General features: G+C 74.4%; 15 protein-coding genes. 14 read left to right on the plus strand and 1 reads right to left on the minus strand.

The annotated features are described in order from the left end of the window. Positions 1 to 372: 372 nt before the first annotated feature. The 3 genes from BL253_RS09695 to BL253_RS09705 all read left to right on the plus strand — a co-directional run bounded on the left by BL253_RS09695 (position 373) and on the right by BL253_RS09705 (position 4,466). Positions 373 to 2,358: an AMP-dependent synthetase/ligase gene (locus tag BL253_RS09695; protein WP_081438165.1), complete on the plus strand. Its 1,986-nt coding sequence runs from the start codon at positions 373 to 375 to the stop codon at positions 2,356 to 2,358. 317 nt (positions 2,359 to 2,675) lie between these two features. Then, a complete protein-coding gene (locus tag BL253_RS09700; protein WP_420801636.1) occupies positions 2,676 to 3,293 on the plus strand; it encodes an ester cyclase in 618 nt (205 codons plus the stop codon). A gap of 210 nt (positions 3,294 to 3,503) precedes the next feature. Next, positions 3,504 to 4,466 (plus strand): MHYT domain-containing protein, encoded by a 963-nt coding sequence (locus tag BL253_RS09705; RefSeq protein WP_076815584.1) that lies wholly within the window; start codon positions 3,504 to 3,506, stop codon positions 4,464 to 4,466. A gap of 84 nt (positions 4,467 to 4,550) precedes the next feature. On the opposite strand, the gene BL253_RS09710 is transcribed toward BL253_RS09705, so the two are convergent. Beyond that, positions 4,551 to 5,075, minus strand: coding sequence for a DUF4442 domain-containing protein (locus BL253_RS09710; protein WP_076815585.1), 525 nt, complete (start codon positions 5,073 to 5,075; stop codon positions 4,551 to 4,553). Positions 5,076 to 5,387: 312 nt separating this feature from the next. Here BL253_RS09710 and BL253_RS09715 point away from each other — a divergent pair, with 312 nt between their 5' ends. From BL253_RS09715 to BL253_RS09765, 11 genes are all read left to right on the plus strand, one after another. Further along, positions 5,388 to 6,584 (plus strand): NAD(P)/FAD-dependent oxidoreductase, encoded by a 1,197-nt coding sequence (locus BL253_RS09715; RefSeq protein ID WP_076815586.1) that lies wholly within the window; start codon positions 5,388 to 5,390, stop codon positions 6,582 to 6,584. A 130-nt stretch (positions 6,585 to 6,714) separates the two neighbouring features. Further along, positions 6,715 to 7,353 carry an SGNH/GDSL hydrolase family protein gene (locus tag BL253_RS09720; RefSeq protein WP_076815587.1) on the plus strand — a complete coding sequence of 213 codons (639 nt, stop codon included), beginning with the start codon at positions 6,715 to 6,717 and terminating at the stop codon, positions 7,351 to 7,353. 239 nt (positions 7,354 to 7,592) lie between these two features. Further along, positions 7,593 to 14,744 carry a type I polyketide synthase gene (locus BL253_RS09725; RefSeq protein ID WP_076815588.1) on the plus strand — a complete coding sequence of 2,384 codons (7,152 nt, stop codon included), beginning with the start codon at positions 7,593 to 7,595 and terminating at the stop codon, positions 14,742 to 14,744. Between the two features lie 2 nt (positions 14,745 to 14,746). Continuing rightward, a complete protein-coding gene (locus BL253_RS09730) occupies positions 14,747 to 17,527 on the plus strand; it encodes a beta-hydroxydecanoyl-ACP dehydratase (protein ID WP_076815589.1) in 2,781 nt (926 codons plus the stop codon). A 95-nt stretch (positions 17,528 to 17,622) separates the two neighbouring features. Continuing rightward, entirely contained in the window at positions 17,623 to 19,299 is a 1,677-nt protein-coding gene (locus BL253_RS09735; RefSeq protein ID WP_241834665.1) for a PfaD family polyunsaturated fatty acid/polyketide biosynthesis protein, read from the plus strand. Next, complete coding sequence (gene accA / locus BL253_RS09740; protein ID WP_081438167.1) at positions 19,296 to 21,299, plus strand: acetyl-CoA carboxylase carboxyl transferase subunit alpha; 2,004 nt, start codon at positions 19,296 to 19,298, stop codon at positions 21,297 to 21,299. Before BL253_RS09735 ends, accA begins: the two co-directional genes overlap by 4 nt. After that, the gene (locus tag BL253_RS42875) at positions 21,296 to 22,036 is read left to right on the plus strand and encodes an acetyl-CoA carboxylase biotin carboxyl carrier protein (RefSeq protein ID WP_198946225.1); all 741 of its coding nucleotides are present in this window, start codon (positions 21,296 to 21,298) and stop codon (positions 22,034 to 22,036) included. Before accA ends, BL253_RS42875 begins: the two co-directional genes overlap by 4 nt. After that, positions 22,036 to 23,415 carry an acetyl-CoA carboxylase biotin carboxylase subunit gene (locus BL253_RS09750; protein ID WP_076815590.1) on the plus strand — a complete coding sequence of 460 codons (1,380 nt, stop codon included), beginning with the start codon at positions 22,036 to 22,038 and terminating at the stop codon, positions 23,413 to 23,415. Before BL253_RS42875 ends, BL253_RS09750 begins: the two co-directional genes overlap by 1 nt. A gap of 195 nt (positions 23,416 to 23,610) precedes the next feature. Next, positions 23,611 to 23,790 (plus strand): regulator, encoded by a 180-nt coding sequence (locus tag BL253_RS09755; RefSeq protein ID WP_096335960.1) that lies wholly within the window; start codon positions 23,611 to 23,613, stop codon positions 23,788 to 23,790. Between the two features lie 411 nt (positions 23,791 to 24,201). Beyond that, positions 24,202 to 25,146 carry a (3R)-3-[(carboxymethyl)amino]fatty acid oxygenase/decarboxylase gene (scoE, locus tag BL253_RS09760; protein ID WP_198946226.1) on the plus strand — a complete coding sequence of 315 codons (945 nt, stop codon included), beginning with the start codon at positions 24,202 to 24,204 and terminating at the stop codon, positions 25,144 to 25,146. Further along, on the plus strand, positions 25,139 to 26,221 hold the full coding sequence (locus BL253_RS09765) for an FcoT family thioesterase (protein WP_076815593.1): 1,083 nt from the start codon (positions 25,139 to 25,141) through the stop codon (positions 26,219 to 26,221). Before scoE ends, BL253_RS09765 begins: the two co-directional genes overlap by 8 nt. Positions 26,222 to 26,247 lie beyond the last annotated feature (26 nt).

The raw sequence follows: 26,247 nt of genomic DNA on the forward strand, positions 1-26,247 counted from the left end.
GTGCCTCCGGCGGTTAGCATAGTTCCGGAAGGCCGGACTATCCAGGTTCGGTGAACCTTTCGTCAGGCACCTGAAGAAAATCATCGACAAACAACCCGCGTGACGGTGGGTGTCTTCTGGCGCGCCTCGTCGGTCATATCGACGATATTTGTTCGTGAAGCCGTGCGGAAAAAGTCGCCGAGTGTTTCCGCGTGCTCGTGCCCGTGCCGACGGCGCCGGCCAGACCGCCGCAGCCGCTGTGAACCGCGCCCGGGCGGGACGGACCCGTCGCCGGCGCCCGCGGGCGGGCCACCGACGGCTCCGAGATCAGCTCCACGTCACCGTCTCCACCCGCCGCCGTCGCCGTCGTTGTTGCCGCCGCGAGGAGAACCCGTGCAGCACCTCCAGCCCGCCCCGAATCTCGGACACCACCCCGACGGACAGCGTGCGGGCGAGCCGCTCGCCGAGCGGCACCCGCCGGCCGGCGACCGAGGTGACGGGCCCGGGACGCGGCTACCCGCCGAGCAGGGCCTGGCCGGCGCGGTCCTGGGCCTGGTCGAGGCGGCCGGCGGCCGGCCCGTGCTGGCGAGCCCCCAGGGCGACGGCTGGCGCGACGTCACCGGCACCGAGCTGTGCGCCGACGTCCGCGCCGTCGCGCGCGGGCTGGTCGCCGTCGGGATAGGCCAGGGCGACCGCGTCGCCATCATGGGCGCGACCGGCTACGGATGGGTGGTCGTCGACTTCGCGCTGTGGTCCGTCGGGGCGGTCACCGTCCCCGTCTACCCGACGTCGTCCGCTCACCAGACCGCGCACATCCTGCGTGACAGCGGCGCCGTCGCCGCGTTCGCACAGACCCCGGAACACGCCCGGCTGCTGCGGGCCGCGGGCGTTCCCGACGATCGTCTGTGGACGCTCGACAACGCGGTCGACGAACTCGCGGCGGTCGGCGGCGGCGTCGACCCATCGCGGTTCGCGGCGCGCCTGGACGCGGTTCAGGCGGCGGACCTGGCCACCATCGTCTACACCAGCGGAACCACCGGTGAACCGAAAGGCTGCATGCTGACGCATGCCAACATCTTTTATGCGGCTGTGAACGTCGTCGACATGCTCGACCCGGTCGTCCAGGCCGCCGGCGGCGCGCCGTCCACCGCGCTTTTCCTGCCGCTTTCTCACGTGTTCGGTCGGGTGACCTTGGTGGGCTGCCTGTGGTCGGGGGTGCACACCGCGCTGGTGGCGAGCCCGGGGGACCTGCCAGCGGCGCTGGCCTCGTTCCGGCCGACCTTCCTCGTCGCCGTGCCCGCCGCGCTGGAGAAGCTGCGCAAGGGCGCGCGGGCGCGGGCCGGCGGCGGGCTGTCCGGGCGGGTGTTCGCCGCCGCCGAGCGGCACGCCGTCGAGCGTGGCCGGGCCGCCCGCGGCCGGCCCGAGCCGGCCGCGGCCACGGAAGGCACGCGAGCCGCGCGCGGCGAGCGAGATGCCCGAGCGGACGCCCGTGCCGGCGGGGTGGTCGACGCGGTCGGGGCGCCCGGCCCCGCCGGCCGGGGACTGCGCGGAGCGGTGTTCGAGCGGCTGGTGTACCGGCGACTGCGGGTGGCGCTCGGCGGCCGGCTCGGGCACGTCGTCTGCGGGGGAGCCACCCTCGACCCGTCGACCGCCGAGTTCCTCACCGGCGCCGGCGTGCGGATCCTCGGGGCGTACGGGCTCACGGAGTCCGCGACGGCGGTGAGCATCAACGCGCCCGGCGCCGACCGGCCCGGGAGCGCCGGCCGGCCGCTGCCGGGCACGGCCGTCGCCATCGGCGAGGGTGAGACCGGAGCCGTCGGCGAGATCCTCGTCGCCGGACCGCAGGTGTCCCCGGGCTACTGGCCGGGCGACGGGCCGGCGCCGCACGAGCCCTGGCTGCGTACCGGCGACCTGGGCCGCCTCGACGAGGATGGCTACCTGTACATCACCGGCCGGGCCAAGGAGCTGATCATCACCTCCGGCGGCAAGAACGTCGCGCCGGCTCCGCTCGAGGACCGGATCCGGCTGCATCCGCTGGTCAGCCACGCGATCGTGCTCGGCGAGGGTCGGTCGTTCGTGACGGCGCTGGTCACGCTCGACCGGGCGGCGCTGCGCGCCTGGGCGGCCCGCACCGGTGGCCCGGACGACCCGGTGGCCGCCCGCACGGACCCGGCCGTGCTGGCCGAGGTCCGCGCCGCGGTGGACGCGGCGAACGCGCTGGTGTCCCGGGCCGAGTCGATCCGCGAGTTCCGCGTGCTGCCGGCGGACCTGACGGTCGAGGGCGGCCAGATCACCCCGTCGCTGAAGATCCGCCGGGCCGTGGTGGCCGAGGAGAACGCCGCGCTGATCGAGGAGATGTACGCCGCGCGGCCGCGCTGAGCGACGGCGGCCGGCGACAGGCGGGTGACGGACGAGGGCCGTCCTGACGGCGGCCGTCCGATCGAACCGTTTGACGATCACAATCCGCGAGTGGTCATGGTTGCTGAGAGCAGCGGGTCGGATCGAAAGTGTGGTCAATACCCCCGAATTAGGGTATATAAATTGGTGATCTTCTCCTATCGTGATGGAGCGGTCGCTCCGAGTGGATCGGGGTGCAGCTTGATCCGGGCCACCGTTTGTGGCCCGGATTTCCTTCATCAACAGCCGAGGAGAACAACCAGGTGAGTCAGGACGGACTCAAGGGTGAGCCGCCGCACATGCGTGGGAGAGGCGCGGTAGTCGCGGAATCGGAGGGTGTGGTCTGGCGTGACGGTGCCCCGCCGGACTATCACCTGTCTCATCAGACGATGCCGGTCGAAAGGACCGTCCATCATCCCGCCGGCTCGCTCGCCGACATCGTGGAGCGAGTCGTGCAGGTGTTCGAGATGGAACTTTCCCACAAGAAAGATCCGGCGCAGTGGGTGAGCACGGTCACCGACCAGCTTCGGATGAGCGTGAACGGAGGCCCGGCTGTCGGCAGCGCGGAGCTGGCCGAGCGCGGAAGCTATAACGTCCTCATCGKCGAGAACCCTTATTACTCCGCCAGCGGCGAGACGTTCGAGTCCTCTCACGAGATCTTCCATGAGGCGTTCCCGGGCGGGTTCTTCTGGGAGGTCCTCGAGGTCTACTCGCCGCCGCCCACGATAACGTTCAAATGGCGCCACTGGGGCGCGTTCAGTGGGCCGTACAAGGGTATGTCCCCGACCGGCGAACGGATCGAGATGTTCGGGGTCACCGTGGCGCGCGTTTCTGATGATCTCCGCCTTGTCGAGGTGCACAACTATTACGACAACAGCGGCTTCCTCGGGCAGCTGGCCGGCGGTCACGGGAACTAGCCGCGGTCACGCGCGGTCTTGCGGGGCCGCGACCCAGACCCGGTGGAGGGCGACGGTACCCCGTTCCCAAGGGATCCGGCGACCGGCGACACGTCACCTTCACCGGGCCCGGGGCCGCGGTCGGACAGTGATCCTTGCTCATCGTCGCGTCGGACCAGCGTGGACACCCGCCGACGCGGGTGAGACGGAAAGGCTCAGTGGGAAGGGCGGATGACGCACCAGCACGCAAGTTACGACATGTTATCCGTGGGCATCTCGGTCGCGTTGTCATTCCTTGGATGTTTTGCCGCGCTCGTCAGTGCGGTCAGGATTCCGTTCAGTTCCGGCCGGCGCAGGCTCCGGTGGACAGCGGCGGCCTCGGTCAGCCTCGGCGGTGGGGCGATCTGGTCGATGCACTTCATGGGAATGGCCGCATATCACCTCGGCACCATGGGAATTACCTACAACGTTCCCCTGACCGCCCTGTCACTCGTCATCGCGATCGCGGCGTCGGCGCTGGGGATCGGCATCGTGGGAAACAACCCGCGCGGTCTCGGCCRCATCGCCGTCGGCGGAACCGTGGCCGGTCTCGGAGTCGCCGCGATGCATTACACCGGGATGGCGGCGATGCGGACCGGATCCAGGATTGCCTACGATCCGACGAGAGTGGCCCTGTCGATCGCCATCGCCATCGGCGCCGCGCTCGCCGCGCTCGTCATCGCTTTCCGTGTTCGCAGCAGGACCCACGTCGTGCTCGCCTCGGCGGTCATGACGGTCGCGGTATGCGGGATGCACTACACCGCGATGACAGCCGTCCAGGTCGAACGCGCGGACGCCAGTATGCCAACGGCCGGCGCGGATCCCATCGTCATGAGCCTGGCCGTGTGTCTCGTGACGTTCACCGTTCTCGCTTTTGTGATCATCATGGCTCTGGATGTTCTTTCGGAGCAGGGCAGCTTCAGCCTGACGAGAACCGCGGCCCGGACCGGCCCGGCCGCCGTCGATGCCGGCAGTGGGGGCAGTGGGGGCGGCCGGGGCAGTAGTGAAGCCACGAGCGTCTTCCTGCCCGGACGAGTACCACGGACCTTCGATGCCGACACCGCCGCGCGGACGTCTCGTCCCGTGCCGTCCCAACGCGGTGACCGGCCTCGCCCGGGCGGAAGCCCGGTGACGCGTTCCCGTCACAGGACCTGAAGAGCGGCGCCGTCAGCCGTCAGCCGCCATCGGCTGACGGCTGACGGCCGTCATGTCCCAGCCGCTCGCGCCGATACGCCAGCCTCAGGCGACGGTGGCGACGTAGTCGAAGTCGACCTTCGCGACCAGCACACCGGCGTCGTCGTAGACCAGCGACCGGCCGGTCAGGTCGAACCGCTCGGTGCCGGTGCGGGTGAGCACGTCGCGCGTGACGGCGGTGTCGATCGTGCCGTGCGCCCGCAGCCGGCCCCGCGCCGGCTTCAGGTAGGACACCCGGCAGTCGCGCAGCACGAAGGCCTGGACGCCGAGGATCCGCGCAGCCATCGCCCCGGAGAAGGCCGCGGCGCCGGACACCTCGGCCACGAGGAAGATCGCGCCGGCGTGCACGGTGCCCATGTGGTTGCGCAGATCCGGCCGGTCGGGCAGCTCGGCGACGCCACCGTCCGGGCGCAGCTCGATGACACGCACCCCGACGAGGTCGCAGAAGGGCACCATCGCGTCGATGACCTGGCGCAGCTGTTCGAGGTCGGGTGCCGTGTCCCCGTGGGAACGCAGGTGTGACGCGCGGGCCTCGGCCAGGGCGGAAGGAATGTCAGACTGTGCGGACATACCCTCCAGCCTCACCCGCGAAGATTTACCGCCGGTGAATGGCCAGCAAACGCAGGCGGGCATCGTGAGTATTCGACGTGTCTTTGATTGCCCCCGTCAATAGTCCGATTGGAAGGCGTCAGAGCGTCCGACTGGAAACCGTCGGGCACGGTAGGAAAATATGCGACGCCCCGACTGGGCGGCGCTCCGGGGCGCCGGGCGACGTTTTCGGCGCTCAGCGGCACAACGCCGGACGAGATCGCGCCGGCCGAGACGGCGCCGGGCGCACTGGCATCGGACGACGTGAACGGACGACCGATAGGGGACTGACCGATGTACGACGTGGCTGTCGTCGGCGCGCGCTGCGCCGGCTCGCCGGTGGCGATGCTGCTCGCGCGCCGTGGCTACCGGGTCCTGCTCGTCGACCGGGGCAGCTTCCCGAGCGACACGCTGTCCACGCACTACCTCCAGCAGGCCGGCCTGCTGCGGCTGCGCGACTGGGGCCTGCTCGACCCACTGATGGCCACCGGGCCCACCCCGATCCGGCACATGACGATGTCCTACCGGGACCTGATGATCAGCGGTTTCGCCGACCCGATCGACGGCCTCGACTTCTCGCTCGCGCCGCGGCGCACCGTGCTCGACAAGATCCTCCTCGACGGCGCCGCCGAGGCTGGGGTCGAGGTACGCGAGAACTTCTCCGTCCGCGAGCTGGTGTTCGACGACGACGGCCGGGTGACGGGTATCCGCGGCCGCGACGCGGGCGGCGCCGAGGTGACCGAGCGGGCGCGGGTGGTCATCGGGGCCGACGGGCGCAACTCCGTCGTCGCGGGCCTCGTCGGCGCCGAGTTCTACAAGGTCGTACCGGCCGCCTGCTTCATCTACTACTCGTACTTCAGCGGGCTCGACTGGCAGTTCCACAGCCGTTTCGGGGTGCGGGAGCAGTGCGCCGGCTGGCCCACGCACGACGGGCTGACACTCGTCACCGCGATGCGCCGCCTCGACGCGTTCGAGCCGTTCCGCGCCGACATCGACGGCAGCATCCGCGAGGTCTTCCGCAACATCGACCCCCAGCTCGCGGCCGACCTCGAGGGAGCCGAGCAGGCCGACCGCTACTACGGCATCCGCTACCCCGACAACTACTACCGGACATCGCACGGTCCCGGCTGGGCGCTGATCGGCGACGCCGGGTATCACAAGGACCCGGTCACCGGGCAGGGGATCGCCGACGCGTTCCACGCCGCCGAGCTGCTCGCCGAGGCGGTGGACGAGGGCCTGGGCGGCGCGCGCCCGCTGGACGAGACGCTCGCCGACTACCAGCGCCTGCGCGACGAGGAGTCGTCGACCGTGTTCGATCTGACCACCACGGTCGCGGAGCTCGACTTCCCGCCGGAGCTGGTCGCCGTCCTGACGGGTGTGGCCGCGAACGACAACGCGCGGAAGCTGTTCTTCGGGCTGCTCGCCGGCGTGGTCCCCGCGTCGGTGTTCTTCGCGCCGGAGAACCTCGAGGCCATGCTCTCGGCGGCCTGACCCGCCCCGACGCGGCCGGCGTCCGCACGCGGGTGCGGCCCGCCGTCGCCCGCCGCGATCCACCACGGCCACCATCCACCACCGCCGCCATCCGGCCGCCCGCCGGCCCGCACGAGGAGGAGCGACGACCATGCCCGCGCCGATGTTCACGGTGCTCGGCGACAGCTTCGCGCAGGGCCGCGGGGACCCGGCGCCGGGCGGTGGCTACCTCGGCTGGGTGCCGCGGGTGGCCGCGGCGCTGGGGATCCCGCCGAGCCGGGTGCGCAACCTCGGCGAGCACGGCGCCACCACGCAGACCGTCGTCGACCGCCAGCTCGCGCTCGCCACCGCTGCCCGCTCACGCCTCGTCGGCATCACCGTCGGCGGCAACGACCTGGTCAGCGACTACTCCCGGCCTCGGTTCGAGGACAACCTGGCGGCGATCTTCGAGGCGCTCGCGGTGCCCGGCACCGTCGCGTTCACGATCACCTTCCCCGACATCCCCGGCCGGCTGCCCATCCCGCCCGGCCTCCGCGACCTGCTGCGCGAACGGTTCGACGCCGCCAACGCCTACATCCGCCCGCTCGCTGCCCGGCTCGGCATGCCGTGCTTCGACCTGGCGCACGCGGACGGCACCGACGACCCGTCGCTGTGGAACCCCGACGGCATCCACCCGAGCCCGCGCGGCTACGAGGCCGTGGCCGAGGGCTTCGTCACCCTTCTGCGCGCCGGTGGYGGCGAGGGCGCGCCGGCCCGGGGAAATAGCGAAGCCATGGCGTTCGGCCCGTGATGTGGCGCGAATTACAGAATCCGTGAGCGGGCCTTTCGAAGGCGTTCAGCACGCGCGATAGGCAGCCCCGATCGAGTGTTCGGGCCGCCGGTATTGATGGCCGCCTTGTCTGCCCCTGAGAATTTGCCTGGAATCCCGGCGCGACGAGCGTGCCGACGCCCGCCGCAAGCCACGAAAACCTCTATCAGACCGAGTTGGACCGTCAGCCGCCGCTCGCGGCAAGCGAAAGAGGGAAGCTCGTGCACGAGGCCGACCGACCCGAGGACCGACGGCTCGCGAACAATCCGATCGCCATTGTCGGGCTTGCCGGGCTGTTTCCCCTGGCGCGCGACGTCCGGGAGTTCTGGAGCAACGTCGTCGACGCCGTCGACTGCGTGACCGAGGTGCCGGCGACCCACTGGCGGCCGGACGACTACTACGCGCCGGACCCCAGGGTGCCGGACCACACCTACGCCCTGCGCGGCGGCTTCCTGCCGCCGACGCCGTTCTCCCCGATGGAGTTCGGCGTCCCGCCGAACCAGCTCGACGTGACCGGCGTCGTCCAGCTGCTGAGCCTGCTCGTCGCCCGCGACGCGCTCGCCGACGCCGGGGCGCCCGGCGCTCGCTGGTACGACTCCGAGCGCACCGGCGTCGTCCTCGGGGTGACCGGGCCGACGTCGCTCGCCCACCCGCTCGCCGCCCGACTGGAGAGCCCGGTCGTCCGCGAGGTGGCCCGGGCAGCCGGGCTGAACGACGACGAGGCCGCCTCCGTCGCCACCGCGTTCGCCGAGGCCTTCCCGCCGTGGGAGGAGAACACCTTCCCAGGCCTGCTCGGCAACGTCATCGCCGGCCGGATCGCCAACCGCCTCGACCTCGGCGGCACGAACTACACCGTCGACTCGGCGTGCGCGAGCGCGCTGACCRCCGTGCGCGCCGCGATCGGCGAGCTGCTCGACCACCGCGCCGATCTCATGCTCACAGGCGGCTGCGACACCGAGAACACGATCTTCAGCTACATGTGCTTCAGCAAGACACAGGCGCTGTCGCGGACCGACAAGATCAGCCCGTTCGACGCCGGCGCCGACGGCACCCTCGTCGGCGAGGGCATCGGGATCCTCGCGCTCAAGCGGCTGGCCGACGCCGAGCGCGACGGCGACCGCGTCTACGCGGTGATCCGCGGCCTCGGGTCGTCCAGCGACGGCCGGTTCACCAGCATCTACGCGCCGCGCGCCGAGGGCCAGCTGCGGGCGCTGCGCCGCGCCTACGCCGACGCCGGGGTCAGCCCCGCCACGGTCGAGCTGTTCGAGGCCCACGCGACCGGCACCGCCGTCGGCGACCAGACCGAGCTGACCGCGCTCTCGACCGTGCTGACCGAGGCGGGCGCGCGGCCCCGGTCGGCGGCGGTCGGCAGCGTGAAGTCGCAGATCGGGCACACCAAGGGGGCGGCGGGCGCAGCGAGCCTGATCAAGCTGTCGCTCGCGCTGCGCCACCGGCTGCTGCCGCCGACGATCAACGTGTCGACGCCGAACAAGGTGCTCGCAGCCGAGGACTCGCCGCTGTACGCGAACACCAGCACCCGGCCCTGGGTGCTCGACCCGACGCTCGGCCGCCGCCGCGCCGCCGCCTCCGCGATGGGCTTCGGCGGCACCAACTTCCACGTCGTCCTCGAGGAGTACGCCGCCACCGCCACGGCCACCGCCACGGCCACCGCCACGGCCGGCACCGGCACCGGTGCCGGCGACGCGGCGGCCGCGACGCTGGTCGCGCCCGCCCTGCACGGTGCCGCCCGCGCCTACCTGTGGCACGCGCCGACGCCCGCCGCGCTCGGCGAGCTGCTCCGGTCCGGGAGCGAGCCGAACGGGGACGACACCGTCCCGGCGTCCGCCGCCCGCGTCGGCTTCGTCGCCCGCACCCTCGATGAGGCCGACGCGCTGCGGGCGCTCGCCGGCGAGCAGCTGGCCAGCCGGCCGGACGCCGACGCCTGGTCGCACCCGCGCGGCGTCCACTACCGGCGGGCGGCGCTCGCGAACCCCACGGTCGGCGTGCTGTTCGCCGGCCAGGGCAGCCAGTACGTCGGGATGGGCGCCGCGGCGGCCGTCGACGTGCCGCCGGTGCTGGCCGCGTTCGACGCGGCGAACGCCCACTTCGCCGGGGCGGAGCCGACACTGGCCCGCGCCGTGTTCCCCCCGCCTACCTTCGACGAGGCGCGGGCGCGTGCCGCCGAGGCGACGCTGACCAGGACCGAGTACGCCCAGCCGGCGATCGGAGCACTGTCCGCCGGACATTTCCGGTTCCTGCGCGAGCTCGGCCTGCGCCCGTCAGGGCTGCTCGGTCACAGCTTCGGCGAGCTGACCGCCCTGTGGGCCGCCGACGCGATCAGTGCCGACGACTTCTTCCGGCTCGCCAGGGCCCGCGGCCAGGCGATGGCGCCGCCCGCGGCCGGCGGCGGTGAGGGCGCCGACGGCGACCCCGGGTTCGACCCGGGCACGATGGCCGCCGTCCGGGCCTCCCGCGACGAGGTCACCGCCGCGCTCGCCGAGCACCCGGACGTGGTCGTCTGCAACCACAACGCCCCGGACCAGGTGGTCGTCGGCGGCCCGACCGCCGCGGTCGAGGCCTTCGTCGCCGCCACCGGCACGCACGGGCTGGACGCCCGCCGGCTGCCGGTCGCCGCCGCCTTCCACACCCGCCTCGTCGAGCACGCCGTCGACCGGTTCGCGGCCGACCTCGCCGAGGTCACCATCGCGCGGCCGGCCGTCCCGGTGTACGCCAACACGGCCGGCGCGGACTACGGCTCCGACCCCGTCGCCAACCGCCAGGTGCTCGCGGAGCAGCTGCGCAACCCGGTGGAGTTCGCCGCCGGCCTCACCGCGCTGCGCGCGGMCGGCGTCGACGTGTTCGTCGAGGTCGGCCCCGGCCAGGTCCTGACCGGCCTGGTCCGCCGTGCCCTCGGCGACGACGTCGTCGCGGTAGCGGTCGACGCCGGGCGTGGTGGCGACGGCGCGGCGAGCCTGCTGGCCGCCGCCGTCCGCCTGGTCGTGCTCGGGGTCGAGCTGACCGGCCTGAACCGGTACGCGGCCCCGCTCGCCGCGCGGCCGGAGCCGACCGGCCTGACGGTCACCCTGACCGGTGCCAACCACGTCTCCGAGGCGCGCCGCCAGGCCTACCGCGACGCGGTCACCGCGCTCGCGCCGATCGCGGCCAGCCGCCAGCTCGCCGCGATCCCGGCGCCGCCGCCCGCCGCGGAGACGCCGGCCGCCGCGGCCGCGGTGACCCCGGTGAAGGCGGCGCCCGTGGCGACCCCGCCCGCGCGGCCGGAGCCGGAGTTCGTGCCCGGGTGGGCGCCCGTGCCGGGAACGATGGTGCCCGCGGCCGCCGCGGGCACGCCTGAGCCGGCCCCCGTCGCCGCGTTCGCCGCTGCCGGCGCCGGTGCCGCGGGGCCGGTGGGTGCCGCCGCCGCGGCGGCGGAACTGAGCACGCTCGCACGGGACCACCTCGCCCTGCACGGCCAGTTCATCGAGGGCCAGCTGCGGGTCGCGGAAGGACTCGTCGACGTGCTACGCCGGGCCCCTGGCGGCGGCGCGGCCGGCCAGGGGATCGGGCTCGCCGCGCAGGCCGTGGCCCACCAGAGCCTCGCGACCGGCGACGCCCACGTTCGCGTCAACGAGATCCTCGCGTCGCTCGCCACCCTCGCGCCGGGCGGCGCGGCCACGACCGGGCTGGCCGCCGGAGGCGCGGCGGTGGGCAGCCAGCCCGCCGGCCGATCCGGAAACGGCCTGCCCGGCGGTGACGGCTCGCGCGGCGACCTGCCCGGCGGAGCCGGCTATCCGCTGGCGCCGTCCAGCCTCACTCACGCGATCCCGGCCCAGCCCGGCCCGTCGGCCGCCGGGCACCTGAATGGCTCGTCCAACGGGCACGCGCCGAGCACGCACCCGGCCACCGGTCCGGACCTCGACGTGACGGCGCCCCCGGCGCCGGCCCTGGAAAGTTGGCTGCCGGCGGGAGCGACCGACCTGCTCGACCGCCCCGCGCCGGCGATCGTGCCGGCCGCCTCGGCTCCGGCTGTCGATCCGGCGACGGTGTCGGCCGCGGTGGCCGAGGTGGTGGCGGGGAAGACGGGCTATCCGGTGGATGTGCTGGATCCGTCGATGGCGTTGGAGTCGGACCTGGGGGTCGACTCGATCAAGCGTGTGCAGATCCTGGGCGCGCTTCAGGATCGGTTCCCGGGTGTGCCCGCGGTGGGTCCGGAGCGTCTGGCCGAGCTGCGCACCCTCGCCGACGTGGCCGGCTTCCTGACCGACGGGCTGGCGTCGGCGGGCGGGCCCGCCGCGGCGGCGACCGCCGCGGCTGCCGCCGCCGCGGCCCCGGCCCAGGCCGTGGATCCGGCGACGGTGTCGGCCGCGGTGGCCGAGGTGGTGGCGGGGAAGACGGGCTATCCGGTGGATGTGCTGGATCCGTCGATGGCGTTGGAGTCGGACCTGGGGGTCGACTCGATCAAGCGTGTGCAGATCCTGGGCGCGCTTCAGGATCGGTTCCCGGGTGTGCCCGCGGTCGGTCCGGAACGCCTCGCCGAGCTGCGCACCCTCGCCGACGTCGCCGGCTTCCTGACCGATGGCCTCGGGCTCACGGCCGGGACACCGACGGCGCCACCCGCCGCCGCGCCACCCGCGGTCGTCCCCTCCTCGCGGCCACTCCCGGCCTCGCCGGAACCCGGCGACGCCGGCCAGCCCCGCGACGGCGGCGGCGACGCGGCGCCGGCCGTGGTCGAACGGATGCCGTTGGCACTGCGGCGGATACCCGCCGCCGACCCTCTCGACATTCCGTTCGGCACCGGAGCGCGCGCGCTCATCATCAACCTCGGTGGCGGGGCCGCCGCCGCGGCCGAGACGGACGACGCCGGTGACAGTCCCGCCGCCAGGCTCGCCCGTCGCCTCGAGGCCGAGGGGCTGCGCGTCGACGTCGTCACCGTCGGCGCGGCCAACCTGCCGCTGGACGCGAACACCGGTCACGCCGGCACCGGGCTCGCCGGCTGGGACGGCGGGGACGCGGAGGCCGCGTTCGCCGCCGTCGACGACCTCACGCGCCTCGACCTCTGCCTGCTCCTCGTCGAGCCGACGGGCCTTGGCCACCCCGCCGAGGGCGCTCTCGTCGACCAGCCGGGCGCCGCGCGCGCCACCCGGAGGCTCGCCGACGCCGTGCTCATCGCGGGCAGGCTGGTCGGCGCGCTGCGCACGACCGCGGCGGCCGGCCGGCGCGCGGCGTTCGTGGCCGTGACCCGGCTCGACGGCGCGCTCGGCCACCGGGGCGACGCCCCGGCGGCGGCCGCCATGACGGGCGGCGTCGCGGGCCTGGTGAAGACCCTCGTCCAGGAGGCACCCGAGATCTTCTGCCGGGCGGTGGACGTCCATCCCGCCCTCGACGCCGCGGCGTTCACCGGCGCGGTCCTGCGCGAGGTCACCGACGTCGCCAGGGACGTCGTCGAGGTCGGAGTCGACGAGGACGGGCTGCGCTGGGCCCCCGGTTACCTGTCCGCGGGTGACGGCTCGCGGGGCCAGACGCGGCCGGATGTCGTCGACGGCGACGACCGGCCTCCGGTCGACGGGTCCGACGTGCTCGTCGTCACCGGCGGCGCGCGCGGCGTGACCGCCCGCTGCGTAGAGGCGCTGGCCGTGGCCTGCCCGGCGGAGCTCGTCCTGCTCGGCCGGACGGAGCAGGAGGACGACCCGGACTGGGCCCATGGCGTACCCGACGACCAGCTCAAGGCGGCACTCGTCGCCGCGACCCGCGCCGCCGGCGGCGCGCTCGACCTGCCGGCGGTGGACGCGGCCGCCCGTCGGGTCGCCGCGTCCCGCGAGGTGCGCGCCACGCTCGCGGCCCTGGCCTCGGCGGGCGCGAACGCCCACTACCTGGCCGTCGACATCGCCGACCCCGCCGCCACCGCTCAGGCGCTGGCGCCATGGCGGGAGCGGGCGACCGGGGTCGTCCACGGCGCGGGGGCGCTCGCCGACGCGCTGCTGGCCGACAAGTCGCCCGCGGCGGTCCGCGCCGTGCTCACCCCGAAGCTCGCCGGGCTGTCGTCGGTGCTCACCGCGCTGCGCGACGCCCCGCTGCGCCACCTGGTCCTCTTCGGCTCGGTGGCGGGCGCGTTCGGCAACCCGGGCCAGGCCGACTACGCGGCGGCGAACGAGGCCCTCACCCGCCTCGCCGCCACCGCCCGCCGCCGGTTGGACGGCCGGGTGGTCGCCGTGAACTGGGGCGCGTGGGACGCGGGCATGGTCGGTGCCGACCTGCGGGAGCTGTTCCTGGCCAGGGGCGTCACCCTGCTCGAACCGGCCGACGCGGCCGCGCGCTTCGTCGCGGAGCTCCTCGAGGGCACCGGCCGGCAGGCCGCCGTGGTCGTCGGCGCGGCCTCGCCGCTGACCGGGCCGGCCGACGTCCCCGTGGGGCCGGCTGGTGACTCGACGGCCGCGACGGCCTGGGAACGCCGGCTCGCCGCTTCGGTGCCGTTCATCGCCCACAGGTCGCTGGCCGGGCTGGAGACGGACCCCGTGATCGACGACCACCAGATCGGCCCGTCGCCGGTGCTGCCGGCGACCGCCGGCCTCGGCTGGCTGATCAACGGCGTCGAGCGGGCGGTGCCGGACCTGCGGGTGGTCGGCGCGGAGGACTACGAGGTGCACAAGGGCGTCGTGTTCGACGGCTCGCACCGGCGCGACTACTGGCTGGACGTCCAGCCGGGCCGGCCCGGCACCGACGGCGACGACGCCCGCCCCGGCTCGCCCGCGCGGGTGCGCGCGGTGGTCCGTGGTGACGGCGGCACGGCGCTGCCCCCCTCGCACTACGCCGCGACGCTGCTCCTCGCACCCGCGCCGCCGCCCGCGCCGGCACCCGCGGCCGGTGCCTGGCCGCCGGTCCTGCCCTGGCCGCCCGCTGACGCGACGGACGCGTCCTGGGTCTACGCCGAGGGCGTCCTCTCCCACGGCCCACGGCTCGCCGGCATCCGCCGGATCCTCGTCCGCGAGCGGACCCGGCTGGTCGTCGAGTGCCAGCTCGCCGAGACGCCACTCGCGGCCGGCGCGTTCACCGGCGCGCTGCACAGCCCAGGCCTCGCCGACGTCCTGGTAGCCGCCGCGTCGCTGCTCGGCCGCTGGTATCTCGACGACATGGGCTGCCTGCCCCTGGGCATCGGCCGGGCCGAGCTGTTCGCGCCGCTGCCCGACGATGAGCCGTTCGTCACCGTCGTCGACGACCTGCGGCCCCGCTCGTCGGGCGTGACGGTGACGGTGACGGCATACCGCCCGGATGGGCTTGTGCTGCAGCGGCTCTCGGAGGTCTCGCTCGTGCCGACGCCGGACATGGCCGAGCACATCCGCGCGGCGGCTCGCCGACGCGACGCCCGGACGGAGGCCTGACGGTGACCAGCCCGACCATCACGAGCGCCGCGCGCGCAGCCGGCGGCGGAGACGTCCTCGGCGCCACCGGCGCACTGGACGCCCTGGACGAGCTCGCCTTCGACGGCGACCCGGCCGACCCGGACGTCTGGACCAGCGTCACCGGCCCCGCTCCCAGCCGGGACGGCACCGTGGGCGCGCCCGCCGACATGGCGAGCGGGGACATCGCCGGTGGGGACCCCGTACCGGGTGAGCGAGGTGACCTGGCGACCGAGCTGGTGGGTCAGCTGCGCGGCGGGCTCGTCGCCGCGCACGCCTCGGCGCTGCGTGTCCAGGCGGCGTTCGCCGACCAGGCGCTGGCGCTGCTGCGTGAGGCGGCCTCCGTGCCCGCCACCGGCACCGCGCCGGCGGGAGTGCCCGCGGCCCGGCAGGTCGCCGCGGCCCTCCCGTCGACGGCTGCCAGGGCGATCAGCCCGCCAGCTGAGATCACCGTGGCGACGGAGCTCGCCCCGGCCGTGCCGGGGGAGACCGGCGGCTGGCTCACGCTGCCCGCGCTGCTGCGCGCCGGCTGGGCGCGGCTCGCCGCCCGGTCGGCACACCTCGCCAGCCTCCCGCCGGGCGGCGTCGAACTGACCCGTGCGACCGTGCGGGCCCTGGGCCCGCTGCCCGCTGCCGGTGAGCGGCTGTGGCTGCGCGCGACGACCCGGGCCGCCGGCGGCCTCGCCGCCGCGACCGGCATGGGCGGAGCCGGCGCCGGCCTCGCCGTCGAGATGCGGATCGACGGGCCGTCCGGGCCGATCGTCCAGGTGACCGACTGCCTGCTGTCGCCGGCCACCGCGGGCGTCGACCGCCCAGCGGCGCGCGGCGGCGCGGACGGCGCGGACGGTGCGGCTGCCCGGCACGCCAGCCGGGAGCCGGGGCCGTACGCGTGGACGCCGCGCTGGACGGAGCCGGCGTTCAAGCCGCTCGCCCGCGCGGCCGTGACCACGCTCGACGCGGCGGCGCTGGGACGGCTCGCGCGGGGCGACGTCGCGGGTGTCCTGGGCGCCGCCTACGACCAGGAGGGCGCCAACCCCGCGATCCGCCTTGGTGGACCGTGGCCGCTCGCCGCCGTCACCGAGCTCGAACCGCGCGGCGGTCAGCTCGGCCGTGGCCTGCTGCGCGCGGCGGCGTCGCCGGCGCCGCCGGCCGGCGTACCGGGCGCGGACACGGCGCTGTGGGCGCTGGACGCCGCCTGGCAGGCCGTCTCGGTCTTCGCGCTCTACCTGGGCCTGCACCTGGTGATGGCCGACAGCCACCTGGACGTCGCGCTGCCCGACCCGCGCCTCGTGCTGCCCGAAGGGATCGGCGTCACGGACGTCGAGATCCACGACGCCGCGGGCCTCGGGGCCGCCGGGCCGGCGGTGGAGCTGGAACTGACCGTCACCGACGTCGACCTGGTGCCGCGGCCCTGGCTGCGCGGCGACGTCGCGCTGCTCGTCGGCGGGCGGCCGGTCGCGACCGTGCGGGGGATGGCCGTCGCCGTTCGCGAGGCCCCCGGCGTGCCCATCGCCCCGCTTGCCGGCGGTGAGGTGCCCGGCTTCCTCGGGCGGCGCGGCCCCGACGGGACGAGGGCGCTGCTCGGCGAGCTGCACATGGCGCACGGCGCCCGCGGCGACCTCGCCATCGCGCTGGGGCCCGAGTTCGCCTCCTCGATGGGCCGGCGCGCCTGCCGGCTGCCGGGCGGTGGCCTGCGCCTCGTCGACCGGTTCATGTCCGTCCAGGGGCGCCGGGGTGAGCTCGGCGGCGGCGCGACCGCCGTCACCGAGTACGACTCGCCGGCCGACGCCTGGTACTACACCGACAGCGCGACGCCGACGATGCCCAACGTCATCCACATGGAGACGTCGCTGCAGTCGGCCCTCATGCTCGGCTACTACCTCGGCGCCACCCTGACCGACCCGGACGAGCAGTACTGCCTGCGCAACCTCGACGGCACCGCGACCCTGCTGCGTGACGTCGACCTCGCCGGCCGCACGATCCGACAGACCTCGACCCTGCTGTCCACCACCGTGCTCACCGGCGCGGTCCTGCAGAACTTCTCCTACGAGCTGGCCGTCGACGGCGAGCCGTTCTACGCCGGCGAGTCGCTGTTCGGCTTCTTCAACGACACCACCCTGGCCAACCAGAACGGCCTCGACGGCGGCGACTTCGTGCCGACCTGGCTGGAGCGGACCCGGCCGCCCGCCGCGGCGGCGCGCACCATCGACGTGGCCGCCCGCCGCGCGACCGGCGCGCCGCTGTGCGCGACCGGTGCGATGGCGCTGCTCGACGAGGTCACCGTCGTCGACGGCGGCGGCGACCACGGGCGCGGCTACCTGCACGCGACCCGGCAGGTGCGCGCCGACGACTGGTTCTTCTCCCGKCACTTCTGGCTGGACCCGGTGATGCCCGGCTCGCTGGGCATCGAGGCCGTCATCCAGGCGATCCAGGAGTGGATGGTCGACACCGGCCTGGCCGACGGGCTCGACGAGCCGGTGTTCGTCCTGCCGACCGGCCTGCCGATGAGCTGGCGGTACCGGGGCCAGATCCTCGCCGACGACGGCGAGATGACCATCGAGGCGCACATCCGCGAGATGCTGCGCGGCCCGGGACGGGTCCGGGTCGTCGCCGACGCCAGCGTCTGGAAGCCGGGACTGCGCATCTACGGACTCACCGACATAGCGGCGGAGATCCGCGCCGCCGACGCGCGCGGCCAGGGCGTGGGCGACCTCGTCCCGACCGACGGGCGCGGCGAGCGCGGCGAGCGCGGCGAAGGAGCCTGAGCATCGTGACGACACCACCCCCAGTCCTCGCACGACCGGTCCCGCCCATGGCATCCGTCCCGGCCCGGGCGGCCCCACCCCGGGCGGTCCGACCCGTGGCGGATGGTCCGCGCGCGGCCGGCCGAGGCGCCGACGGGCCCGCCATCCTCGGCGCCGACGGTCTCGGCCGCACGGGGCGCGAGATCTACGCGGCGCTCGCCCGGGTGGGCAACCCCTGCCTGCTGGTCCGCGACCCGGCGGGCCGGCTCGCGGTGACCGCCGACCCGGCGGCCGCCCACGCCGCCGGCGCGGCGGTGCTCGCCGTCGCCCCGCCCACGCTGCCCGAGCAGCTCGGCGCGGCCGGGTTCCGCGCCGACCACGGCGTCCGCCTGTCCTACATGACCGGCGCGATGGCCAACGGCATCGCCTCGCCGCGGATGGTCGTCGCGCTGGCCCGGGCCGGCCTGCTCGCGTCGTACGGGGCCGCGGGTGTGCTACCCGACCGGCTGGACGCGGCGCTCGCCGAGATCCGCCGCGGCGTCGGCGCGGCGCCGTTCGTCTGCAACCTCATCCACAGTCCGAACGAGCTGGAACTGGAACGGGCGACCCTGGCCGCCTGCCTGCGTCACCAGGTCCGCTGCGTCGAGGCGTCGGCGTTCGTGGCGCTCACCCCGCAGATCGTCGCCTACCGCGTCTCGGGCCTGCGCCGTGACCGGTCCGGCCGGCCCGTCGCGAGCAACCGGGTGATCGCGAAGCTGTCCCGCCAGGAGGTCGCGGAGCACTTCCTGCGTCCCGCGCCCGAGCCGATCGTGCGGGCGCTCGTGGCGGCGGGGACCGTCACCGCCGAGCAGGCCGAGCTGGCCAGGGCGATGCCGATGGCCGACGACGTCACCGTCGAGGCCGACTCCGGCGGCCACACCGATCGCCGCCCGCTCGCGGTACTCCTCCCGGAGATCATCCGGCTGCGGGACGCCGTCGCCGCCGAGCTCGGCTACCGCCGCCCGCCTCGGGTCGGCGCCGCGGGGGGCATCGGCACGCCCGCGGCCGTGCTGGCCGCGTTCGCGATGGGCGCCGCCTACGTGGTCACCGGCTCGGTCAACCAGTCGTGCGTCGAGTCGGGCCAGTCGGAACCGGCGAAGGCGCTGCTGGGCCGCGCCGGCCCGACCGACGTCGACCTCGCGCCGGCCTCGGACATGTTCGAGATCGGCGCCGAGGTCCAGGTGCTGCGCTCCGGCACGATGTTCGCCGGCCGCGCCCGGCGGCTGCTGGAGATGTACCGGGCGCACGACGGGCTCGAGGCGCTGCCCGCCGCCGACGTCGAGTGGCTGGAGCGCTCGGTGCTGCGCCGCCCGGTCGCCGACGTCTGGGCGGACACCGTCGCCTACTTCAACCGCCGCGACCCCGAGCAGATCGCCCGCGCCGAGGGCAGCCCGAAGCGGCGGATGGCCCTGGTCTTCCGCTGGTACCTCGGCCTGTCGTCGAGCTGGGCGATCTCCGCGGCCGCGGACCGGGTCACCGACTACCAGATCTGGTGCGGACCTGCGCTCGGCGCGTTCAACGAGTGGGCCGCGGGCAGCTACCTCGCCGACGTGACCAGCCGCAGCGTGGTCGACGTCGCCGACGAGCTGATGCTCGGCGCGGCCTACGCCGCCCGGGCGGCCGCGCTGCGCTTCGCCGGCGGGTACCTGCCGGCCGCCGCGGCCGGCTACCGGCCCCCCGCCGACCCGCCCGCCGGCTCCGTCGCCGCCACCCTCGTCGCCGGTGGCCCCGTCGCGTACCGAGGCGCGGCATGAGTGCCGCCGGAGCGCCGGCAGTGCCCGCCACCGCGCGGCCCGCCGTGGGAGCTGGCGCGGACCGGGACGTCGCGGACCGGTCGGCATGGCACCTGTGCGGGCGCTGCCGCGCACTGCTCTACGGCAAGCGGTTCCTCGCGACCGCCCGGGTCTGCCCCGACTGCGGCTGGCACGCCCCGCTGACCGCGCCGGAACGGATCGCGCTGCTGCTCGACCCGGGCTGGTCCGAGCTGCCGACGCCCGAGCCGGCGGACCCCGACCCGCTGCGGTTCACCGACACCCGGCCGTACGCCGAGCGGCTGGCGAAGGCGAGGACGGCGACCGGCCTCGACGAGGCGGTGCTGTGCGTGCGCGGCCAGCTCGACGGGACGCCGGTCGTCGTCGCCGCCATGGACTTCCGGTTCCTCGGTGGCAGCCTCGGCTCGGCGGTCGGGGAGGCCATCACCCGCGCCGGGGAGCTGGCGCTCGCCGACCGGGTGCCGCTGGTGCTGGTCACGTCGTCCGGGGGAGCCCGCATGCAGGAGGGCGTGCTCTCCCTCATGCAGATGGCCAAGACCAGTCAGATGCTCGGCCGGCTGGACGAGGCCGGTGTGCTCACCATCGCGCTGGTCACCGACCCGACGTTCGGCGGCGTGGCCGCCTCGTTCGCGACGTTGTGCGACGTGATCGTGGCCGAGCCCGGTGCCCGGCTCGGCTTCGCCGGGCCTCGGGTGATCGAGCAGACGATCCGCCAGAGCCTGCCGCCGGGATTCCAGACGGCCGAGTTCCTGCTGGAGCACGGCATCGTCGACCAGATCGTGCCGCGCGGCGACCTGCGCGCGATGCTGTCGCGCCTGCTGACGGTCGCGGCCTCGGGCCGTCGCGCGCCCGCCGCGGCCCAGGCGGCCGCCAGCCAGCCGGCGCCGGGTGGTCCGGCGCCGGCTGGTCCCGCGCCGGCTGAGTCGGTGCCGGCTGGTCCCGCGCCGTCGGGCAGCATGATCACCGACCCGGCTCGGCTGCCGCCCAGGCACCCGTGGGACGTCGTCCGGCTGGCGCGCGGGCTCACCCGCCCGACCACGCTGGACCTGGTCTCGCTCATGCTGGACGACTTCAACGAGCTGCACGGAGACAGGGCGGGCGCCGACTGCCCGGCCCTGGTCGCGGGCCTCGGCCGGCTCGGCAACCTCGGCGTCGCCGTGATGGGCACCCAGAAGGGGCACACCGTCGAGGAGCTGACGGCGCGCAACTTCGGCATGCCGAGCCCCGCCGGCTACCGCAAGGCGGCCCGGGTGCTGCGGCTGGCCGCGAAGCTCGGCCTGCCCGTCGTCACCTTCATCGACACCGCCGGCGCCCATCCCGGGATCGAGGCCGAGGAGCGCGGCCAGTCGGTCGCGATCGCCGAGAACCTGCGGCTCATGGGCGCGCTCCCGGTGCCCGTCGTCGCGCTCGTCACCGGCGAGGGCGGCAGCGGGGGAGCGCTCGCGCTCGCCGTCGCCGACCGGGTCCTCATGTGCGCGAACGCCGTCTACTCGGTGATCAGTCCCGAGGGGTGCGCCGCGATCCTGTGGAAGGACCCGGCGGCGGCGCCGCGGGCCGCCGAGGCCCTGCGGGTCGACGCCCGCCAGCTGCTCGGCCTCGGCGTCATCGACGCCGTCGTGCCCGAGCCCGACGGCGGCTCGGGGGCCGACCCCGTGCAGGCCGCCGCCCTCGTCGAGGCGGCGCTGCGCGACGTTCTCGGCGAGCTCGTCGGGCAGGGGCCGGCCGAGCTCGTCGCCGGCCGGCACGCACGCTTTCGCCGCTTCGGCGCGCCCGCCCCGTCACCGGAGCCGCCGTCCACCGCGTTCACGCCGCCTGCCGAGCCCACGCCGCCGACCTCACCCGCGCAGGCGGCGCCCACCGCGTTCCCGGCGGCCGGCGCCGACGCGCCGCACGGGCAGGCCGACGGAACCGGGGGGCCCGCGGCCGACGACGGCGCCGAGCAGGCAGACCCGACCGCCGCAGAGCAGGGAGCCCCCGCATGAGCATCGTCAGCACCGCCCGCCGTCCCGACACCCCTCCATCCGGCGCCGACCTGGCCGGCGACGGCCGTACGCCACCCGGCGTCGCCGACCACCCCGGCCCGGCTCTGACCGGCCTTGGCGTCGCCGACCTGGACCTCGTCCTCACCGCCGTCCGGCACAACGCCGTCGCGCTGTGCGAGGAGGCCGGCCGGCCCCCGACACGCCTGCGCGTCACCGCCGGGCCGCTGACCGTCGAGGTCTCCTGGTCGGACGCCGGCTCCGCCGGCACGGCGGGGCATGGCTGGGACGAGCCGACCGCGAACGGCGCCGAGGCGGCCGCCTCGAACGGCTGGTCGCGTCACGGTGTACCGGCGCCCCGGCGGGACCTGGCGCCGGCGGGCGCCGCCACGGGCAGAGGCGCCGCGTCGGGCACCGCCACGGCCACGGGCGCTGCCGCCGCCGACGACCGCCAGGCGGGCCGGGAGGCCGGCGGCCCACCGGCCGCGGGCCAGGTCGAGGTGACCTCGCCGAGCGTAGGGGTCTTCTACCACGCGCCCGAGCCGGGGGCGCGCCCGTTCGTCCGGGTCGGCGACACGGTCAAGGCGGGCCAGCAGCTCGCCATCCTCGAGGTGATGAAGCTGATGATCCCGATCGAGGCCGGCGGGCCCGGGCGGATCGTCGAGGTGTGCCGGCCGGACGGCGGCGGCGTCGAGTTCGGCGACCGGCTGTTCCTGCTCGCCCCGGTGGCCGCGGCCTGATGGTCACCACGGTTCTGATCGCCAACCGGGGCGAGATCGCGCTGCGGGTCGTGCGGACCTGCCGCGAGCTCGGCCTGCGCACCGTCGCCGTCTACTCGACCGCCGACCGGGACTCGGCCGTGGTCCGCCAGGCCGACCGCGCCATCCACATCGGTCCGGCGCCCTCCGGGCGCAGCTACCTCAGCATTCCCGCGATCATCGAGGCGGCCCGGCTCGGCGGCGCGGACGCCATCCACCCCGGCTACGGGTTCCTCTCGGAGAACCCGGACCTCGCCGAGGTCTGCGAGGCGGAGGGGTTGACGTTCGTCGGGCCGCCGTCGGGGGTGCTGGAACGCCTCGGTGACAAGGCCGTCGCCCGGGCGATGATGGTGGCTGCCGGCCTGCCGCTGCTGCCCGGCAGCCACACCGCCCTCGACCACGCCGACGAGGCGCGGGCGTTCGCGGACTCCATCGGCTACCCGGTCATCATCAAGGCGGCCGCGGGCGGCGGTGGCCGGGGCATGCGGATCGTGGTGCAGCCGGAGGAGTTCCTGCGCGCCTATACCGAGACCCGCGCCAGCGCGCAGGCCGTCTTCGGTGACGGCCGGGTGTACGTCGAGCGCTACCTGCCGTCGGCCCGGCACGTCGAGATCCAGGTGCTCTTCGACCAGTACGGCAACGGCGTGCACCTCGGCGCCCGCGACTGCTCGGTGCAGCGCCGCCACCAGAAGCTGGTCGAGGAGACCCCGGCCCCCGGCCTGCCCGCCGAGCTGGTGGAGCGGATGGGCCGCGACGCGCTGCGCGGCACCGGCGCGGCCGGATTCGTCGGCGCCGGCACCGTCGAGTTCCTCGTCGACCCGGACGGCGACTACTACTTCATGGAGGTCAACTGCCGCCTGCAGGTCGAGCACCCCGTGACCGAGATGGTCACCGGCATCGACATCGTCGCCGAGCAGTTCCGGGTCGCGGCCGGGGAGAAGCTCGACCTCACCCAGGACGCGGTCCAGCCTCGCGGCGCCGCGCTGGAGTGCCGGATCAACGCCGAGGACCCGGCCCGCGCCTTCGCGCCGACGCCGGGCGTACTCGAGGAGTGCCACCTGCCCGGTGGGCCGTTCGTGCGGGTCGACAGCCACGCCTTCCCCGGCTACCGGATCCCGGCGATGTACGACTCGCTGCTGGCCAAGCTCGTCGTCTGGGCGCCGGACCGTGACGGCGCGCTGCGCCGGATGCGCGCCGCGCTCGAGGAGCTGCGGCTCGCCGGCCCCGGCGTCTCGACGACGGTGCCGTTCCTGCGCCAGGTGCTCGACGACTCCCGGTTCCGCTCGGCCACCCACGACACGTCGCTCGCCGATGCCCTCCGTCAGTCCGCCCCACCCGGTCCGGGCAGCCAGGCCCGGTGACGCGGTAACGCGGAGGGACCGGCGGGGCCCCGCGTCCACGCCGCCGGGCTCTCGAGTCCCGCCGACGAGCCCCCGCATCCACACGAAGTGCCTGGCCATGGCAGAGTCGGGGTTTCTGGTGGTGCGGGGGCGGCCAGAATGACAGGGTGGGGGGGTTGTCGGGACTTTGGCCAGGGTTGGCGACGGAGGAGCCGGGTGCGCCCGAGCACAGGACTAGAAGACGCCGCGCCGCTGCCGCGGCGGGTGCGCCGACCGGTGCCGCCCGCGAAGGGGCCCGTGACGTTCATGGACGATCCAGCCCTGCTGGAGCGCGTCGCCGAGCGGCTGCGCCTCCTCGACCTCCGTCGCCTCGCCGGCCTCCGCCGCCTGAACTAGCCCACGTGGCGGATCTCGGATGCCGCCGCGGGAGGTCGCCGTCCGTCTCGACGTTCCTCGTTCGGGACGCCGCGACGGGCGGGCACACCCACGACACGACCGGGTGATCGGTGACCGCGCGAGGTGAATGGCCCTCGACCCGACGTCACCGAAACGGCTATCGGCTCATTGTCGGCAACAATGAGAAGGTGCGTCCATCGATCCATCTCGGGTGGCAATAGGCGCAGCATGGAGCGGTTTTTCACGCCTTGATTTCGGAGATTCGTGGCTGGTTCTTGGCCGGATGTTCGGGGTGGTGTCCGGGAAATGTTTCCCCGTTGTAGCCGAGCGGCGGTTAGGATCCTATTGAAGGTCTCGGGGGCTCGCTCGCCGCTATATCGGACCGGCGAGAACCGTGCGATGGAGGCTTCAGTGGAAACTGTCCGGCCCAGTGGTGTGAAGCTCGGGGTCGAGGTTCACGGATTCGACCCGCAATCCATCTCCGACGGGGCCCTGCGGGCCCTGCGGGAATCCATCTACGTCGATAAGCTGGTGATCCTGAAGGGGCAGCGGCTGTCGCCGCGCGACTTCGTCGCGCTCGGGCGGAGGCTCGGCACCCCGGAGGCGTACTACGAACCGATGTACCGCCACCCAGAGGAGAACGAGATCTTCGTCTCCGGGAACGTCGCGGCGTCGTCGGGCCCGGTCGGCGTGCCGAAGACGGGCCAGTTCTGGCACGCCGACTACCAGTTCATGCCGAGGCCCTTCGGCATCACCCTGATCCACCCGCGCATCCTGCCGAGGCACAACCGCGGGACCTACTTCATCGACATGGGCCAGGCCCATGGCCGGCTCCCCGCCGAGCTGCGGCGCGCCGTCGTGGGCACTCGCTGCCTGCACACCGTGCGCAACTACTTCAAGATCCGCCCGAGCGACGTCTACCGGCCGGTCATCGAGGTGCTACGGGAGATCGACGAGCGGACGCCGGTGGTCCGCCACCCCACCACCTTCATCCACCCGGTGACCGGGGAGACCGTGCTCTACCTCAGCGAGGGCTTCACCATCGGGATAGAGGACGGCTCGGGCGCGGCGCTCGACGAGGACCTGCTGCGCGCGCTGCTCGCGGAGTCCGGCCAGCTGGACCACACGTTCGAGCACGAGGGCATCCACTGGCAGACCTACGACGACGATGACCTGATCATGTGGGACAACCGCAGCCTGGTGCACCGTGCCGTGCACACCTCGACACCGGAGCCGGCMGTCTCCCACCGCGTCACCGTCCACGACGACCATCCCTTCTACGCCGCGGACACCCTCGCCCCGGCGACCGACCGGGCACCCGTCGCGGCCGCCCGCGTGGCGGCCGGGCGTGACTGAGGCCCGGACCGCCACGCGGCCCGGCATCACGGCGCCCGGAGAGCCACCCGGCATCGTGGCGGCCGAGTTCCCCACTGACCCGGTCCTGCTCGACCAGGTCCTGCGGCCATACCGGCAGCACTGCAAGTACCTGCGCTCGGCCGTCGTCCGGGCCGTTCCAGACTCGACCGGCGAGTATCGCGTCCGCGCCGAGTGCGCGTTCGAGATCCCATATTCCTGCTACATCGACGACACCGGCCACTTCAACTCGGTCGAATTCAACATCTGCTACAACCAGATGATCTACTACACGATCGCGAAGACCGTCCAGGAGAAACTCGCCCCACCATTCTCGAGCTGGATGATGGACGACTTCTGGCGCCGGCAGCTGTCCGACATCCTGATCACGGACTTCCGGAGCGAGTTCCGCCGGCAGATGAGTGGACGCCGTTTCGTGGGATATCTCAACATCACCGGAACGGCCGAATGGGAGGGCAGCGACCTGCGCCCGGCGCTGGTTGTCCTGCGTACCGCGTGCGGCTATTCCGACGACGCGGGCGGGGAATGCCGCGGAACAGTCACGGTGGCCATCACCGACCCCCCGCCCGGAGAGCTGGTGCCGGCCGCCGCGGCTTCGGGGGCGCCCGCCCCGGCGGCGGCGGACGTGTCAGGCGTGCCCGCCGGGGAGCTGGCGGCGCGGCTGCGTGAGATGCCACCGGCCCTGCGCCGCGACGAGCTGGTGCGCGTGCTCGTCGCGGAGCTGCGGGAGGCGCTGCTCATGTCGCGGGACGACGACCTGCCACCCGACGCGAACCTGTTCGAGCTGGGTCTCACGTCCCTAAGGGTCTCCGAGCTGCGGCTGACGCTGGCACACCGGCTCGGCCGCGGGATCGAGACCGCGGTCTTCTTCGACCATCCGACGTTGCACGGACTCGCGAGCCAGCTCGCCCCCGGCGCCCCCGGCGGCCGCGACAGCGGCGAGCCCGACCAGGCCGCTGGAGACGCCCGGATGTCCATCGACGTCCAGCCTGACGGCCCGCCGTCGCGGCGCAGCCGGGTGGAGGAGCTCATCGGCAGATTCGGCGTCGGCGGCTGAGTTCCCGTGCACGGTCGGACGACCTG

This window comes from Pseudofrankia asymbiotica (genome assembly GCF_001983105.1).
Lineage (GTDB): Bacteria > Actinomycetota > Actinomycetes > Frankiales > Frankiaceae > Pseudofrankia > Pseudofrankia asymbiotica.

What these genes read in the sequence shown, in the direction of transcription:
- BL253_RS09710 (WP_076815585.1), bottom strand. Translation starts at nt 5,075, where the DNA reads ATGTCCGCACAGTCTGACATTCCTTCCGCCCTGGCCGAGGCCCGCGCG.
- BL253_RS09715 (WP_076815586.1), top strand. Translation starts at nt 5,388, where the DNA reads ATGTACGACGTGGCTGTCGTCGGCGCGCGCTGCGCCGGCTCGCCGGTG.
- accA (WP_081438167.1), top strand. Translation starts at nt 19,296, where the DNA reads ATGAGTGCCGCCGGAGCGCCGGCAGTGCCCGCCACCGCGCGGCCCGCC.
- BL253_RS42875 (WP_198946225.1), top strand. Translation starts at nt 21,296, where the DNA reads ATGAGCATCGTCAGCACCGCCCGCCGTCCCGACACCCCTCCATCCGGC.
- BL253_RS09750 (WP_076815590.1), top strand. Translation starts at nt 22,036, where the DNA reads ATGGTCACCACGGTTCTGATCGCCAACCGGGGCGAGATCGCGCTGCGG.